This window comes from Ruegeria sp. HKCCSP351, assembly GCF_017872535.1.
In the GTDB taxonomy this organism is placed as follows: Bacteria; Pseudomonadota; Alphaproteobacteria; order Rhodobacterales; family Rhodobacteraceae; genus Ruegeria.
The window spans coordinates 32,559-48,689 of sequence record NZ_JAEDOV010000001.1 but is presented as its reverse complement, the minus strand read 5'-3'; the positions used below and the strand labels follow the sequence as shown (position 1 = coordinate 48,689).

The window sequence follows — 16,131 nt, the reverse complement described above, 5'->3', positions numbered from 1 at the left end:
GTAAAAAGACTGGATTTGAAATGATGACCGAACAATCGACCAAAACGCTTTCTCTTGCCGAGGTTCGGGCGCTGGCGAAATCCGTACTAGCTTCTGCTGGTGTAAACGCACAGGGCAGCGATATTCTGGCCGACATTGTTACCCGGTCCGAGCGGGACGGACCGCGCAGCCACGGATTGCGTATGCTACCGGTCTATGTCCAAAGCTTCACCTCGGGCTATGCAAACGGCAATGCGAAACCCAAGATAGAAAAGGCTGCCCCGGGCGTTCTGCGCGGTGATGCCGATAACGGATATTATCAGGTCGCCGCAGCAGAAGCCCGCGACACGTTGATCGAAATGGCGCAGGAATACGGCATTGCCGCGTTCACCTGCGCAAATTGCCACCATCTGGGCGCGTTGCGGTTTGACACCGAACCGCTGGCCGAGGCTGGTCTGGTAGCTTTCGCCGTGATCAACTCATTGTCCATGGTGGTGCCGCAAGGCGGGGTGCGCCCGGTTTTTGGCACCAACCCGATGTCTTTTGCCTGCCCGCGCGAGGACGGTGCGCCGATAGTCTGGGATCAGGCGTCTTCAATGGTTGCTTTGATGGATATCCGCATGGCCGCAGCCGAGGGGCACGACCTGCCCCGCCCCGCCGGGCTGGATCCTGACGGCCAACCCAGTACGGACCCGAACGCCATCCTGGAAACCCGCAGCCTGTTACCTTTTGGCGAGCACAAGGGCGCCGCAATCGCTTTCATGGTTGAGGTGTTGGGTGCCGCCCTGGCTGGTGGAACCCTTTCCGTGGACAATCAAGAACGCGAGACGTTCGGAGCCCTTAACATCAAAGGCGGTGCGACACTGATAGCGATTGATCCGACGCGGTTCGGCAACGCGGACTTCAATCAATATATCGCGCGCATTTGCGCAGAAATTGTCGGCAATGGGAACGCCCGTGTTCCGGGTGATGGGCGTCTGGCCAAACGGGCGGCAGCCGAGGCTGACGGTGTTGTGGTGAGCACCGAGGTTCTGGCCGCGTTAAACGCGTCCTGAAATACCCGCGCTTAGCTGACTGGCTAGAGAGCCTTCCTGCGACACGGGCGGCTTCAAGCGCCAATCCAGATTTGCCCAGGCGGTAATCTTGCCGAACCATGCACCGATGCAACAATCCATTCTCCCCCCGGAGCCTCTGTCCATTGCGGTCTAAGACGTCGCACTTATCAACCGCCGCCCGAAACAAACAGCCTGGAGAAGAAGTCAAACAGGTCAGCGTGACACTCTAATGGCAGGATATGCGCCACATATTGGTCCGGCCTGACGACGACCATACAGCCCTTTATCCGGTCAATTCCGCGCATTTCGTAGATGTCTTCGCGCCTCTTGTGATCAACACAAAAAACCTTTTCGAAGTCGCGCAGGCGGTACCTGCCCTTCTCGGGTTTCAAAAGAGACGGCATATCTTCATAATTCAGCGATTTGAAATCCTGCGGGAAGATGGCCCGAAGGTCTATCAAACCGTCGATGTCTTCGTATGGGCGCGTAAACCGTCGGAGCGGAGAGTTCGAATCGCTTTGCAAAGCCTCGCAAAGCCGATGGATCGATCCGCCTTGCGTACCTGCGTCTCCCTGTCCAGCGAAGGCATAGAGCCTCCAACGCGCATCCGTTTCGGCCACATGTCCCAATTGCATGGGCATGGCATCCGCAAGCCGGACAACTGGTGCGGAATGAAATCGCTTGCCTATTACCAGCCCACGCGCCAGATGCTGGTGAACCGGTTCGGCGACCAAGTCCGAAGGCCCATAGTGAACAGATAGCCCGCCGGTGAATTCCAGATTTTCGATAAACTGTTTTTGAAATCGGGGCATATCAGTGCTGTCAAGCTCTGACTCGCCTGGTGGTGCACTCATGATCCGGGCCCATTTATGGTCGGTTTCGACCAGTCTTTTGGCCTCTTGCAAACGCTCGGCCGAGTAGCTGTGAAGAAGATCAGGCTTTGATCTTCCCGTCAGCACATGCACCAGTTTCCAGCCCAGGTTGAAAGTATCGCCCATCGACACGTTCATCCCCTGACCTGCCTTGGGACTATGCGTGTGGCAGGCGTCGCCCGCCGTGAACACGCGCGGGGTGCGTGTTGCAATTTCATGCTGCGGGACATCGTCGAACTTGTCGGTCAACCTATGCCCAATCTCGTAGACCGACCACCAAACGACTTCTTTTACGTCGATGGAAAAAGGACGCATGATCCGGTTCGCGGCAGCGATGATATGGTCAGCTGTCAGATTGCGGTTGGCGACCCGCTCATCCGGGTTCAGCTTGTCAAGCTCGACATACATTCGGAACAAGTATCCGCCCTCGCGCGGAAGGATCAGAACGTTTCCTTCCGAAGCCGATTGAACAAGGCATTTCCGCCGCAAATCGGGAAAATCGGAATTCGCCAATATGTCCATAACGCCCCACGCCTGGTGTGCGGCGTCGCCTTGCAGCTTACCCCCGATAGCCCTGCGCACATTGCTGCGTGCACCGTCACAGCCTACGACATAGTTCGCACGTACTGTAAGCCGTTCAACCACGTCGCCATCATCGCCCAAGCGTTCAAGCTCTGCCGTGACGGGATGATCCGTGGAACCGGTATCAATCGTCAAATCGCTGACACGAAGCCCGTAATGGGGTTGCAGCCGCGTTGGAGCGTTTCTCATCACGTCCAGAAACAGCTCATGAATCCGGGCCTGATTCATCAAGGTATGTGGCATCTCGGATTGATCGTCGGCCACGTCCTGCACCGTGCCCGCCCGGCGGATGTGGCCCGGGCTTGTGGGATCGGGCGTCCAGAATGCCGTTTGGTTGACCCAATATGCTTCACGCTTCACTTTCTCAGCGAAACCAAACGCCTGAAACATCTCCATCGAGCGGACGTTGACGCCATCCGCCTGGCCTTTCTCCATCGGACCCGGCTTTTGATCCACGATCATTGTCGAAATTTCGGCGAACCCGGCCAGTTGCGCTGCAAGGCAAAGTCCGGCCGGTCCACAACCCGCGATCAGAACATCAACCTTTTCGGGGATAGTTGCGGGGTGGATGTGGTGACCGAACGCAGCCGGTTTGATATCCGGATCACCCGGACGAAATCCATCAACGTAATATTGCATTGTCCCCTCCTCCGCAGGTTCTCGCAATTTTAATAACTATACTTACTATTTCCTGTCAACAAAGATATGTACACTCACTAATTGCCGCGGTAGTTCTGGAAAAGTGACGGCGTAAAGTGATTTCGGAGGTTTTGAATGAGTATTTACGGAATGGCGGGCCACCTCATCCGCAGACTTAATCAGATTTCAACCCACGTTTTCTCGGTCCGGATGCAGGAGGCCGGGATCGACCTTACATCCGTTCAGTTCGCAGCGCTTGAAACAATTCGCGCCGAACCCGGCATTGATCAGGCCACAGTCGCGGCGAAAATCGCCTATGACCGCGCAACAATCGGCGGGGTTATCGACCGACTAGAGCAGAAAAACTACGTCAAACGCTCGGTCAGTCAACGTGACAGACGCGCGAGAGAGGTCACCTTATCCGAAAAAGGTAAAGACATCCTTGCGGCAGCTATGCCAGTTGTAATTGACCTGCAAAACGAGATCCTCGGAGGACTTACTCCGAATGAACGCGAAACTTTCCTGAAACTCGCAGGCAAAGCAATTGCAGCTGTCACCGACGATAACACACAGTCTTGAATACCATCGCGGACGCTAGCTCAATTGAAACATGGAAAGCAAATCCACTCTTTTAGCAATTTAGTTTCCGAAAACAGAAACTAAAATCTAAGAAATCTCAATTTACCTTTGAGCCAACCGAGGGCAATGTAATCCTGAGAAGATAACTTGGCGTCTGCGCATGACCTGTCTGATGCGTAGCGTTTCGACGAAAAGGTTCACATGTGTGAGCATTCTGCTTTCCGAAAAGGACCTGAAACCAAACACTAAAAAAGTGGATTAAAATCGTTATAAAACATAACTAATATGAGCAATCATGAACAGGGGATGATACTCATAGGTCATCTAGGGAGGAGACCATGACCAACTTGCGCAGAACCATACTCAAATCTGCAGTGGCGGCGATAGCTTTTAGCGCCATGTCAACCACTGCCATCGCGGCCGAAGTGACACTGCGGATGCACCAATTCCTGCCGGCACAAGCCAACGTACCCAAGAACGTTCTGGATGTTTGGGCCGACAAGGTCGAAGCGGATTCGGATGGCCGGATCGAAATTCAAAGGTTTCCGTCCATGCAGTTGGGGGGCAAACCCCCCGAACTGATCGACCAGGCCATTGATGGTGTGGCCGACATTGTCTGGACGGTGTCCGGATATACGCCGGGCCGCTTTCCCCGAACCGAAGTGTTCGAACTTCCGTTCACTATGACCAATGCCGAAGCCGTCTCACGCGCCTATTGGGATCTGGCCGAAGAAACCATGATGGACGATGACTTCAAGCAGTTCAAAGTTCTCGGGCTCTGGGTGCACGGGCCCGGCCTGATCCATTCAAAGGAGCCGATCGAAAGCATCGAGGATCTGAATGGCGTAAAACTGCGTGCACCGACACGCGTAACCAACGGCCTTTTCAGCTCGCTTGGGGCAACCCCGGTTGGCATGCCTGTTCCTGCGGTACCTGAAGCGCTGTCCAAAGGCGTGATCGACGCCACTGTGATTCCCTGGGAAGTAACCGGCGCCCTGAAGGTCAACGAACTGGTCGGAAACCACACGACTTTTGGCGATGACACGCTATACACCACCACCTTCATCTTCGCGATGAACAAGGACCGCTGGGATGCACTGCCGGATGATCTGAAGGCCGTCATCGACGCCAACTCGGGCGCTGAATTCTCGGCCTTCGCAGGCAAGCAGATGCAGGCCGATGATGACGGACCACACAAGCAGGCGATGGAACGCGGCAACAACATCATCACGCTGAGCCCGGAACAGGTTGCAGAGTGGAAGGCAGCTTCGCAGCCGACCACTGACGCCTGGATCGCCGAGATGGATGAAAAAGGTCTGGACGGAACCGGCTTGCGCGCCCGCGCGCTCGAACTGATTTCGCAATACTCGGGCAACTGATCCGGTCGCTCTTCCGGCGCTATTTCCCGCTGGGAGAGCAATCCCTTTGGAGCTGATCATGCAGAAACTGGTAGAGCGCATCGCGCGCTTCATGGCCGTTCTCGGCGGTGTGGTTCTGACTGCGCTGGTCCTGCTGACCTGTGTCAGCGTGCTGGGGCGCGGCCTGAACACGCTGGGCCATTCGGACATTCTGACGTCACTGTCGGAAGCGGCGGCAAATGCGCTGATTGCATCCGGCGTCGGGCCGGTGAATGGCGATTTTGAACTGGTCGAGGCCGGCGTTGCATTCGCCATATTCTCGTTCCTGCCGATCTGTCAGCTCTACGGCTCTCACGCCACGGTCGACGTATTTACCAACGCCCTTCCGGCAAAGGCGAACAAAGTGATCATCACGTTCTGGGAAATCGTCCTGTCGCTTGTCATCCTTTTGATTACATGGCGCCTGTTTGTCGGCATGCAAAACAAGCTGGACTATGGTGAAACGACCTTTCTGCTGCAATTTCCGGTTTGGTGGGCCTATGGGCTAAGCTTTGTTGCCGCCCTTGTCGCATCACTTGTTGCTGTCTATTGCGCCGTCGCGCAGGTCATCGAGCTTGTCACCGGGCGTCATATCCTACCCTATCGCGGGGAGGCCGCACATTGACCATGCTCGAACTGGGCTACGTGTCCTTTCCTGTACTTCTGATCATGATTTTCCTGCGCGCACCGATTGGCCTAGCCATGTTGCTGTGCGGGATTGGCGGGCTGTATTTTGCCATGGGTGGAACCAGCATGTTCATGGCCAAGCTCAAAACCGAAACCTACTCAACCTTTTCCAGCTATTCGTTGACGATCATTCCGATGTTCTTGCTGATGGGGCAGTTCGCGACATTGTCGGGCATGTCTTCGGCCTTGTTCAAAGCGGCTGAAAGCTGGCTGGGCCACCGCAAAGGAGGCGTCGCCATGGCGGCAGTCGGCGCTTGTGCCGGATTTGGCGCAATCTGCGGGTCCTCCCTTGCCACCGCCGCGACGATGAGCCGTGTCGCGCTACCCGAACTGCGCCGTTACGGCTATTCCGGCGGGTTTTCAACCGCAACGCTTGCTGCTGGCGGCACATTGGGCATTTTGATTCCGCCTTCGGTAATCCTTGTGATCTATGCGATCCTGACGGAACAGAATATCGCCAAGCTGTTTCTCGCGGCCTTTGTCCCCGGCATTCTGGCAGCGCTCGGCTATATCATCACGATTTCGATCTATGTGCGCATGTATCCTGACGCCGCAGGCACCCGCGAAGCGATCCCATATCCTGAACGCGTTCGGGCACTGCTGGATGTCTGGCCTGTCCTGCTGGTTTTTGGCCTTGTTGTCGGTGGCATCTATCTTGGCTGGTTCACCCCAACCGAAGGCGCAGCCGTGGGGGCGGCGGGAACCGGGTTGATCGCTCTGATCTCGGGCAATCTGAACTGGCAGGTCTTCGTCGAAAGCATCATTGCCACGGCCTCAAGCACGGCGATGATCTTCTTTATCGTGTTGGGCGCAGGGCTGTATAACAGTTTCCTCGCGCTCACTCAGGTACCGCAAGAACTGTCTGGCTGGGTCGTTGGGCTTGGGCTCAGCCCGTGGATGGTGTTGTGCCTGATCCTGGTGTTCTATCTGATCTTCGGATGTCTGATGGACAGCCTGTCAATGATCCTGCTGACAATCCCGATCTTCTTTCCGGTCATCAGCGCACTGGATTTCGGCATGAGCCCCGAACATGTGGCCATCTGGTTCGGTATTCTGGTTCTGATCGTTGTCGAGGTCGGGCTGATCACCCCCCCTGTCGGGATGAATCTGTTCATTATCAACGCCATGGATCGTTCAACCCCGATGACCCAAACTTACAAGGCGGTGATGTGGTTCGTCACCTCTGACATCATTCGGGTCATGATCCTGGTGCTGTTTCCGGCCATTACTCTGTTCCTGATCCCCTAGCTAAATCACCATCAGCGGTCCGAGGCGGGCTCATCCGACAATAGATATGAGGAACAACAATGATTGAACATACCAAACTGGAGAGAGCACCATGCAGTTAAGTGGATGTATCGCCCTGGTAACCGGTGGCGGAAGCGGACTGGGTGCTGCAACGGCAAGGCATTTCGCCGCCAGCGGAGCAAACGTTGCCGTTTTGGATTTCAATGCTGAAGGTGCGAATGCAGTCGCTGACGAAATTGGTGGCCTTGCCCTGCAAGCCGATGTCAGTGACGAGGCCGCCGTGAGTGCCGCGTTTGGGAAGGCAATAACCCATTTCGGGTCGGCGCCCAGAATCGCCGTCAGTTGTGCAGGCGTCGGCATGGCGGCCAGGATCGTCGGGCGCGAAGGCAAGCTGTCCTTCGACGTGTTCGAGAAAACTCTGCGCGTAAATCTTTTTGGCACTTACAACGTGATGAGCCACGCAGCGATACTCATGGCCGAGCTGGACCCGCTGGCTGACGGTGAACGCGGTGTGATCATCAACACGGCGTCGGTTGCGTGGCAGGACGGTCAATTGGGTCAAGCGGCATATGCCGCGTCCAAAGGGGCAATCGCTTCGATGTGCCTGCCTGCCGCACGGGAACTCGCACAGTCGGGTATTCGGGTGATGGCCATCGCACCTGGCCTGTTCCACACGCCAATGATGGAAGGCTTGCCGGAAGAGGTCACTGCCAAGATCACTGCGAACATTCCCTTCCCGGCCCGCCTTGGCGAAGCGCGCGAGTTCGCAATGCTCGCCGAACAGATCGTTGAAAACCCGTTTTTGAATGGCACCACTATTCGACTTGACGGCGCCGTTCGTCTGCCGACCCGGTAAGGAGTTCCCCATGGACAGCCAAATCCTGAACATTGAGGTCAACGGATCCATCGCGACCCTGACCATGAACCGCCCCGACAAGCGGAACGCGATGTGCGAGGAACTGTTGGGCGCGCTGGATGATTTCTTTTCTGCACCACCCAAAAATGTACGTGTGGTGATCCTGACCGGAACTGAAGGGCACTATTGTTCCGGATTGGACCTGTCCGAGCATGTTCATCGTTCGGCCGAGGAAAACCTGCATCATTCCCGCCACTGGCACAGTGTCATGGACAAGATCCAGTTGGGCGGGCTTGCGGTTGTCTCGGCCATGTTTGGTGCCGTGATCGGCGGCGGGCTGGAACTTGCCGCGGCAACACATGTTCGCATCGCTGAACCGTCAACGATCTTTCAGCTTCCCGAAGGTCGGCGCGGAATATTTGTCGGCGGCGGTGCGACCGCGCGGGTCGGTCGCCTGCTGGGGGCCGATCGGATGACCGAGATGATGTTGACCGGCCGCAATTATAGTGCCGACGAAGGGGTATCGCTGGGGCTTGCACATTATAGCGTGGGTGAAGGCGAGGCTTTGGCGCTGGCCCAAAAGCTGGCAGGTAAGATTTCCCGAAACGCGCCACTGTCAAACTATCTGATGATTCAGGCGGTCGCGCGGATCAATGAAATGTCGCAAAACGACGGGCTGTTTACTGAATCGCTGGCTGCGGCCCTGTCGCAAACAACACCGGATGCGCAGGAGGGGCTGCGGGCCTTTCTTGAAAAGCGCGCCCCGAACTTCAGGTGAACAGATGAAAAGGAAACATGAACACACGCCAGAAGACAGCGCGCCAAACATGATCAGCGATGCCACGCTGCGGGGCTTTGTCGGTTATCGCATGAAACGGGCCTTCAATGTGGTGCAGGAAGACCTGACAACAACTCTGCGGCCCTTTGATCTGCGAATGCTGACGTATACGGCACTGGTTCTCATCGTCGATAACCCCGGTTTGCGGCAGTCCCAACTGGCTGACGCAATGGATATCGAGCGCCCAAACCTGGTCGTCATCATTGACGAGCTGGAGCGCAGGGAACTGATCGTCCGCGACCGGGTACCCACCGACCGGCGCGCCTATGCCCTCAGGACGACACTGGCGGGCAGGCAATTATATGAAAAGGCAGTCGCCGCAGTGACCGCCCACGAAGGCAAGCTGCTGGCCGGTTTGGATGACGCAACCATCACCACCGTATTCGATGCCCTCAGGACGATCGAAAAAGCGAGGAAAAGGGGCTGATCATGCAACGCACATCGGAATACCTGGTACATTCTGTTTCGCGCGAAGATCGGGCCGACGGTTCCATCCTGCTGAAATCGAAGCACACTCTTGGTCCTGTCGTCGACAAAACCGGTGTCTGGCTGCACGCCTGGGCCTCGGACGCGCCTGACCGCACGTTCATTGCTGAACGCAGCGGCGCGGGCTGGCGCAAGGAAAGCTATGCGGCCACGCTTGAAAAGGTGCGGGCCATCGCAAGCTCGCTATTGGCGCGAGGGATGGGGTCTGAAACACCGATCCTGATCATGAGCGGTAACGGCGTGGATCACGGCCTGCTGAGCCTTGCTGCTCAGTACATTGGCGTACCGACTGCGCCCGTGGCCGAACAATACGCCTTGATCCACGGTGCGCATGGCCGCCTGCGCCATGCCATCGAACTGGTGCGCCCGAAGATGGCCTATGTCGTAGATGCGGATCAATACCGAGAGGCGCTGGAACTGGATGCGCTTCAAGGCGTCGAAATCGTAGCCAGCCGAAAGGGCGGGAACAGCCAGGTCACAGCATTCGACGAACTTCTCAAAGGCGATGCCAGTGTCAATCTGAAGGCCGCCTATGAACAGGTTGGCCCCGATTCCGTCGCCAAGATCTTAATGACCAGCGGGTCAACCTCGGCCCCGAAGGGTGTCATCACGACCCAACGCATGATGTGCGTGAACCAGACCATGCTGGCCGACGCGTTACCATTTCTGCGCACACGTCCGCCCCGTGTGGTCGATTGGCTTCCATGGAACCACGTCTTTGGCGGATCACATAACTTCAACATGATGCTCGCCAACGGCGGAAGCTTCTACATCGACGACGGCAAACCGGTAGCTGGTTTGTTTGAGCGGACGCTGGAAAATCTGTCTATGGTCACCGGCACGCTCAGCTTCAATGTTCCCGTAGGTTACGGCATGCTGCTGGGCGCATTGCAGCGGGATGGCGATCTGCGTCGGCGGTTCTTCGAAGAACTTGATCTGATCTTTTATGCGGGAGCGTCACTGCCACAGGATATCTGGTCTGGATTTGAACAGATGGCGCTGGATGTCAAAGGTGAGATACCGCTGATGACCTCGTCCTGGGGACTGACCGAAACAGCGCCCGCCACAATGATGCAGTCCGAGCCCATTGATCGTTCCGGGGTTGTTGGCGTTCCGATGAACGGCGTGACACTCAAGCTGATACCGGATGAAGACATGCGGTGCGAAATGCGCATCAAAGGGCCAAACGTGATGCCCGGGTATTTCAACGAGCCGGGCAAGACAGCCAGTGTTTTCGATGAAGAAGGGTTTTTCATTACCGGCGACGCCATGCGGTTCATCGACCCGCAGGACGTAAACAAAGGTATGAAATTCGACGGCCGGATATCTGAAGATTTCAAGTTGCTGACCGGAACATGGGTGCGTGCCGCGCAATTGCGGATGGACTTATTGACCTGCCTTTCGCCTCTTGCCTCAGATCTGGTCATTACAGGTGCCGACAGAATTGAGATCGGCGTCATGGTCTTTCCCGATGTCGCCGAGCTGAAGCGGGAAGGATTTGACCTGAGCGACGACAGTGGCGCCTACCGCTGCAAACTGCTGCAAGGTGAAATCCACCGCCGCCTGGCAGAGCGCGCACGCGAGCTATCGGGCAGTTCCACGCGGGTGGGGCGTGCCATTGTTCTTAGCGAGCCCGCCTCGATGCCCGAGGGCGAAATGACCGCCAAGGGGAACCTCAATTTCCGCAAGATACTGACACGACGGCAAAATTTACTTGAGCGTCTTTATGACGACGCCGACCCGGCAATCGTAAAGATCTGAGAAAGGAACGAACAGATGGTCGATATCACCAAGGTTCGCGCGATCGACATTCACACCCACGCTGAAGAACCCTGCGGGTGCCACTCGGACGATGGCTATGACGACCTGCAGGCAACCATGGCCAATTACTTTGGCGCCCCGTGGAGCCACCCGCCCACGGTTCCCGAAACTGCACAGCACTATCGCGAGCAAAACATAGCCGCGGTGATCTTCCCGGTCGATGCCGAGCGGGAGACCGGCTATCGGCGCTACAAGAACGAAGAAGTTGCCGCATTGGCGGCGGAAAATGACGATGTGCTCATCCCGTTTGCGTCAATCGATCCGCACAAGGGCAAGATGGGCGCACGCGAGGCGCGCCGCCTGATCCGCGAATTTGGTATCAAAGGATTCAAGTTTCATCCGACGATGCAGGGGTTCTACCCCAATGACCGCATGGCTTATGACCTTTACGAGGCAATCGCCGAGGAAGGCTGCATCGCCCTGTTTCACACAGGCCAGACCGGTGTCGGTTCGGGCATGCGCGGCGGTAACGGAATGCGGCTTAAATACTCGAACCCGATGTTCATGGATGACGTCGCCGTCGATTTTCCGGATATGAAGATTATCCTCGCCCATCCGTCATTTCCCTGGCAGGAAGAAGCTCTGTCCGTGGCGCAGCACAAGCCCAACGTCTATATCGACCTGTCCGGCTGGTCACCAAAGTACTTCCCCGAGATTCTGGTGAAATACTGCAACTCGATCCTCAGGAAAAAGGTCCTGTTTGGGTCCGACTGGCCAATGATCACTCCTGAACGCTGGCTGTCGGATTTCGAGAAGATCAATATCAAGGACGAACTGCGCCCGGACATCATCAAAGGCAATGCCGCGCGCCTGCTGGGATTGACCCCGTAATGCTGCCTTACCCAGTCACTTTGAACGTCGACAGTGCCAAACCGCCAGAACCGGGCCGCGTCGTGACCACCGAAATCGCTAGCTGTCGGGTAATATGACCATGAAGCCATTCGAAGCCCCGCTTGCGGACATCTTATTCACGTTGAACCACGTAGCCCGGGCTACCGAGATTCCAGACTGGGACGCTGACCTGGCTGGTGAGATCGGCGAACATTTTGCAGCCTTCGCGCAAGGTGAAATCGCCCCGCTGGACGAGCCGGGAGACAGGCAGGGATGCTCGCTGGAAAACGGTCGCGTATCCATGCCCGACGGCTTTGGCCAAGTTTACGCAGCATATTCGGAACAGGGCTGGCCCTCACTCACCGTGCCTGAAGAATATGGAGGTCAAGGGCTTGGTGCCCTGATGCTGGCAATCACCTCCGAGGTGTTTTCGGGCGCAAACCACAGCCTTCAGATGGTTACGGGGTTGGTTCCGGGCGCGGTGCGTACCTTGTTGCGCTTTGGCATGAAAGATCAGCAATCCCGGTACGTTCCCTCTCTGGCCTCGGGTGAAACTCTGGCCACCATGTGCCTGACTGAACCCGGGGCCGGGTCTGACCTTTCACGCGTGCGCTGCCGGGCGGAACCTGCTGAGGATGGCTGGACGATCACGGGCGAAAAAATCTTTATCTCTGGCGGTGACCAGGACATGAGCGATCACATCCTGCATCTTGTGCTTGCCCGCACGTCCGATGGCGGCGCCAGAGGTTTATCGCTGTTCCTATGCCCCAGCACCTGCACTGACGGCAGCCGCAACCACGTTACCGTAACGCGCATCGAGGAAAAGATGGGCCTGCATGCCTCACCCACGTGCCAGCTGGCATTTGATGGGGCCAAAGCCGAATTGATCGGAACCGAGGGTGAAGGCCTGATGGCCATGTTCACCATGATGAACCACGCCCGGCTTGATGTCGCCCTACAGGGCGTCGCGCACGCCGCACGGGCCTATGACATTGCCAGTGATTATGCCAGTGAAAGGGTGCAGGGACGCAATGCCGACGGCCAACCGACAACACTGGATCAACATGCCGACATCCGCCGCATGCTGGATCAAATCGACTGGCTGGCAATGAGTAGCCGCAGTCTTGCACATCTTGCATTTGTCACCTTGGAACGGGCTACGTCACCTGACCTGGTTGATTTTCTGACCCCGGTTGCCAAGGTCTATTGCACCGAAGCCGGTATCAAGGCCGCCGAATTGGGTATGCAGGTACTGGGCGGCTATGGCTATTTGCGCGAATACCGGCTAGAGCAGACCTATCGTGATGCCCGAATTACCTCGATTTACGAAGGGGCCAACGGCATACACGCGCGCATGCTGGCAACACGTCTTGCCACAGGTCCTGCGGGCGACGCCTTTGCCGAATTTGTTTCGCAAGAAGCCGAGCATTGGACATGCAATGCGATCTCGGACGCACTGGATACTTGGCAATCCGCTCGCAGAAAGCTGAAACAGGGTGACAGCGCGGCGATGGCGCATGGGTTCATGCAAGCGACGATTGATACCGCTCTGACTTGCTTGCGGGCGCGGCTGCGCAATGCCGCAAGCCTTCATCCATCCCCGGAACGGATCAAACGCATTTGTGGTTGAGGGTTGATCCACACGCGCCGATTATCGACAACCAATTCCCGCCACCAATCGGACTGAAAGGCACACAACATGACAGATCCAAAAGTGCTTATCGCGGGCGGTGGAATTGCCGGGTTGTCGCTGGCACTGACACTGCATCAGATTGGCATCGACTGCACCGTCTTTGAAAGCGTTCGGCAACTGCGCCCGCTGGGTGTCGGAATAAACCTGCAACCCAACGCCGTGCGCGAGTTGTACGATCTGGGTTTCACGGCTCAGGATCTAGACGGGTTCGGCGTCCCTGCGCAGGAATGGGCGCTTGTCGGGTTGAATGGTCACGAGGTTTACTCGGAACCGCGCGGAACTTTCGCCGGTTACAACTGGCCGCAATACGCAGTGCATCGCGGCGCGTTTCACATGGCGCTTTACCAGCGGTTTATCGAACGCGCAGACCCGGATGCCGTGCGCCTTGGGTCTCGGGCCACGGGGTACCAGACCAATGCGGACGGGACGGTTACAGTGCGGCTGCAAACTGATAAAGGGGCCACCCACGAAACCGGTGCCATTCTGATCGGCGCCGATGGTATCCATTCAGCCATCCGCGCCCAAATGCATCCAAGCCAACCTCCGATCCATTGGGGCGGAGCCGTCATGTGGCGCGGCACAACATTGGAAAAGCCCGTGCGCACGGGTTCCTCATTCGTCGGACTGGGCACGCATAAGAAACGTATGGTGATCTATCCAATCTCGCACCCCGACCCCGGAACCGGCTTGGCGCTGATAAACTGGATTGCCGAAGTCACTTACGATGACCCGACCGCGCATGCAGCAACCGGGTGGTTCCGGCAGGTCGAGGCCAAGGATTTCGCGCATCATTTTGACGGATGGACCTATGACTGGCTGGATGTTCCTGCCCTGATCCGCGGTGCGGATGTGACATATGAAAACCCGATGATCGACCGCGATCCGGTTGAAACGTGGGTTGACGGGCCGGTTGCCCTGATCGGAGACGCCGCGCACCCGATGTACCCTACCGGTTCAAATGGGGCCAGCCAGGCGATCATGGACGCCCGCTTATTGGGGGCCAGCTTGCTCAAGCATGGCGTGAGCCCAACCGCGCTGGCGGCTTATGATGACACGCTGTGCAGTCCGGTGTCAGACCTTGTCCTTCGCAATCGGGGCGCCGGGCCCTTTGGCCTGTTGAATTTGGTCAATGACCGCTGTGGCGGTGTGTTCGACGATATTGAAACGGTCATTCCCTTGGCTGAAAGGGCCAGTTTCATGGCCAAGTACAAGGCTGCCGCCGGTTTTGCGCGCGACGCCCTGAACAGCGCACCGCCAACGATTGCGCCCGGCTCGCAGCTGGCGTAGCAGGCATGATGTATAAGCCGTCGGGGATTGAACACCTGCGCCCGTGAAAACACCGCTTCGCCGGACCTGTGTATCGCCCGCAAAATCGCGCGCTTCCGTGAATAATTATGCGGTACCCCAGCGCGTCCCACCGAAATCTCGTTTGTGGCGAAACGACCAACAGCTAAACGGAAGGAACGCACCGGATCAGATCTGCCTGAACGTCAGACATGTATTGGACGAAGAAAACCAATTTCATTGCACCGCCTTCTCATGTTCAATTGCACACAGGGCGGCAAGGCCACTGAAAGGATTGATAATGCAGGATCATGGATATGCGTCAGGACGACTGAACCTACCTTTCGTTGGGATATCGACCTTTGGAAAATCTCCGTATCTCGAGGATTGGGACAATATTGATGCGGATGTTTGTGTCCTTGGTGCCCCCTTTGATTTCGGCACCCAATGGCGCGCCGGGGCAAGGTTCGGCCCTCGGGCCGTGCGCGAGGCTTCGACCCTGTTCAGTTTTGGACATGCTGGAGCATATGACCACGAAGACGATGCAACCTATCTGGACAGTTCCGTGCGTATCGTGGACTTGGGGGATGCGGATATCGTCCACACAATGACCGAGGCCAGCCACGAAAACATCGCCTATGGTGTTCGCAGAATTCTTGCCGCCGAGGCGCTGCCGCTTGTGATCGGCGGCGATCACTCTGTCAACATTCCCTGCATTTCCGCGTTTGAAGATGATTGTGCACAAAACGGCCCGATTCACGTGGTTCAAATTGATGCGCATCTGGATTTCGTGGACGAGCGTCACGGTGTCACCAATGGCCACGGCAACCCCATGCGGCGGGCAATCGAGAAAGACTATGTCTCGGGGATGACCCAGTTGGGTATTCGAAACGTCTCGTCAACCGCCAAGGAAGGATACGAGGACGCGCGCGCACGTGGATCAGACATCTTGTCCGTGCGTCAGGTGAGAAAGCTGGGAACCGAGGCTGTTCTTGAGCGAATTCCTGAAGGTGCTCGGTACTATGTGACAATAGATATCGACGCCTTTTGCCCCTCTATCGCGGCAGGGACGGGGACGCCCAGCCATGGGGGGTTTCTGTATTATGACGTACTGGAAATCCTTCAGGGCCTCGCTAGGCGCGGCAATGTCGTCGGCATTGACCTTGTCGAAGTGGCGCCAGCCTATGACCCCAGTGAAAGCACGCAGATACTGGCCGCGCAGCTATTGTTGAATTTCCTGGGTTTTATCTTTCACGAACGCGCCGGTCGCGAGAAATGAAGGGG

General features: G+C 56.9%; 14 protein-coding genes. 13 read left to right on the top strand and 1 reads right to left on the bottom strand.

Going from position 1 to position 16,131, the window contains the following annotated elements; translation table 11 throughout:
- Positions 1-20 precede the first annotated feature (20 nt).
- Positions 21-1,034, top strand: coding sequence for an Ldh family oxidoreductase (locus tag I9182_RS00225; RefSeq protein WP_245222448.1), 1,014 nt, complete (start codon positions 21-23; stop codon positions 1,032-1,034).
- Between the two features lie 167 nt (positions 1,035-1,201).
- On the opposite strand, the gene I9182_RS00220 is transcribed toward I9182_RS00225, so the two are convergent.
- Entirely contained in the window at positions 1,202-3,127 is a 1,926-nt protein-coding gene (locus I9182_RS00220; protein ID WP_209595773.1) for an FAD-dependent monooxygenase, read from the bottom strand.
- Between the two features lie 135 nt (positions 3,128-3,262).
- Here I9182_RS00220 and I9182_RS00215 point away from each other — a divergent pair, with 135 nt between their 5' ends.
- The 12 genes from I9182_RS00215 to speB all read left to right on the top strand — a co-directional run bounded on the left by I9182_RS00215 (position 3,263) and on the right by speB (position 16,126).
- Positions 3,263-3,706, top strand: coding sequence for a MarR family transcriptional regulator (locus I9182_RS00215; RefSeq protein ID WP_209595771.1), 444 nt, complete (start codon positions 3,263-3,265; stop codon positions 3,704-3,706).
- A 338-nt stretch (positions 3,707-4,044) separates the two neighbouring features.
- Positions 4,045-5,085, top strand: a complete 1,041-nt coding sequence (locus I9182_RS00210) for a TRAP transporter substrate-binding protein (RefSeq protein ID WP_209595769.1) — start codon at positions 4,045-4,047, stop codon at positions 5,083-5,085.
- 58 nt (positions 5,086-5,143) lie between these two features.
- Entirely contained in the window at positions 5,144-5,728 is a 585-nt protein-coding gene (locus I9182_RS00205) for a TRAP transporter small permease (protein ID WP_209595766.1), read from the top strand.
- A complete protein-coding gene (locus I9182_RS00200) occupies positions 5,725-7,038 on the top strand; it encodes a TRAP transporter large permease (protein ID WP_209504353.1) in 1,314 nt (437 codons plus the stop codon). Before I9182_RS00205 ends, I9182_RS00200 begins: the two co-directional genes overlap by 4 nt.
- Before the next feature lie 91 nt (positions 7,039-7,129).
- On the top strand, positions 7,130-7,894 hold the full coding sequence (locus I9182_RS00195) for an SDR family NAD(P)-dependent oxidoreductase (protein ID WP_209595764.1): 765 nt from the start codon (positions 7,130-7,132) through the stop codon (positions 7,892-7,894).
- Between the two features lie 10 nt (positions 7,895-7,904).
- On the top strand, positions 7,905-8,672 hold the full coding sequence (locus tag I9182_RS00190) for a crotonase/enoyl-CoA hydratase family protein (protein WP_209595754.1): 768 nt from the start codon (positions 7,905-7,907) through the stop codon (positions 8,670-8,672).
- A gap of 4 nt (positions 8,673-8,676) precedes the next feature.
- On the top strand, positions 8,677-9,159 hold the full coding sequence (locus I9182_RS00185) for a MarR family transcriptional regulator (RefSeq protein WP_209595752.1): 483 nt from the start codon (positions 8,677-8,679) through the stop codon (positions 9,157-9,159).
- Positions 9,160-9,161: 2 nt separating this feature from the next.
- Positions 9,162-10,979, top strand: coding sequence for a feruloyl-CoA synthase (locus tag I9182_RS00180; protein WP_209595750.1), 1,818 nt, complete (start codon positions 9,162-9,164; stop codon positions 10,977-10,979).
- Positions 10,980-10,994: 15 nt separating this feature from the next.
- Positions 10,995-11,870 carry an amidohydrolase family protein gene (locus I9182_RS00175; protein WP_209595748.1) on the top strand — a complete coding sequence of 292 codons (876 nt, stop codon included), beginning with the start codon at positions 10,995-10,997 and terminating at the stop codon, positions 11,868-11,870.
- Positions 11,871-11,970: 100 nt separating this feature from the next.
- Positions 11,971-13,500 carry an acyl-CoA dehydrogenase family protein gene (locus tag I9182_RS00170; protein ID WP_209595738.1) on the top strand — a complete coding sequence of 510 codons (1,530 nt, stop codon included), beginning with the start codon at positions 11,971-11,973 and terminating at the stop codon, positions 13,498-13,500.
- A gap of 69 nt (positions 13,501-13,569) precedes the next feature.
- The gene (locus I9182_RS00165) at positions 13,570-14,850 is read left to right on the top strand and encodes a flavin-dependent oxidoreductase (RefSeq protein ID WP_209595736.1); all 1,281 of its coding nucleotides are present in this window, start codon (positions 13,570-13,572) and stop codon (positions 14,848-14,850) included.
- Between the two features lie 298 nt (positions 14,851-15,148).
- A complete protein-coding gene (speB, locus tag I9182_RS00160) occupies positions 15,149-16,126 on the top strand; it encodes an agmatinase (RefSeq protein WP_209595735.1) in 978 nt (325 codons plus the stop codon).
- The last annotated feature ends 5 nt before the right edge of the window (positions 16,127-16,131 follow it).

Bases quoted from the DNA above. Each gene is read 5' to 3' on its own strand.
- I9182_RS00180 (WP_209595750.1), top strand. From the start codon at position 9,162: ATGCAACGCACATCGGAATACCTGGTACATTCTGTTTCGCGCGAAGAT.
- I9182_RS00215 (WP_209595771.1), top strand. From the start codon at position 3,263: ATGAGTATTTACGGAATGGCGGGCCACCTCATCCGCAGACTTAATCAG.
- speB (WP_209595735.1), top strand. From the start codon at position 15,149: ATGCAGGATCATGGATATGCGTCAGGACGACTGAACCTACCTTTCGTT.
- I9182_RS00170 (WP_209595738.1), top strand. From the start codon at position 11,971: ATGAAGCCATTCGAAGCCCCGCTTGCGGACATCTTATTCACGTTGAAC.
- I9182_RS00220 (WP_209595773.1), bottom strand. From the start codon at position 3,127: ATGCAATATTACGTTGATGGATTTCGTCCGGGTGATCCGGATATCAAA.
- I9182_RS00190 (WP_209595754.1), top strand. From the start codon at position 7,905: ATGGACAGCCAAATCCTGAACATTGAGGTCAACGGATCCATCGCGACC.
- I9182_RS00210 (WP_209595769.1), top strand. From the start codon at position 4,045: ATGACCAACTTGCGCAGAACCATACTCAAATCTGCAGTGGCGGCGATA.
- I9182_RS00225 (WP_245222448.1), top strand. From the start codon at position 21: ATGATGACCGAACAATCGACCAAAACGCTTTCTCTTGCCGAGGTTCGG.
- I9182_RS00165 (WP_209595736.1), top strand. From the start codon at position 13,570: ATGACAGATCCAAAAGTGCTTATCGCGGGCGGTGGAATTGCCGGGTTG.
- I9182_RS00185 (WP_209595752.1), top strand. From the start codon at position 8,677: ATGAAAAGGAAACATGAACACACGCCAGAAGACAGCGCGCCAAACATG.
- I9182_RS00195 (WP_209595764.1), top strand. From the start codon at position 7,130: ATGCAGTTAAGTGGATGTATCGCCCTGGTAACCGGTGGCGGAAGCGGA.
- I9182_RS00205 (WP_209595766.1), top strand. From the start codon at position 5,144: ATGCAGAAACTGGTAGAGCGCATCGCGCGCTTCATGGCCGTTCTCGGC.
- I9182_RS00175 (WP_209595748.1), top strand. From the start codon at position 10,995: ATGGTCGATATCACCAAGGTTCGCGCGATCGACATTCACACCCACGCT.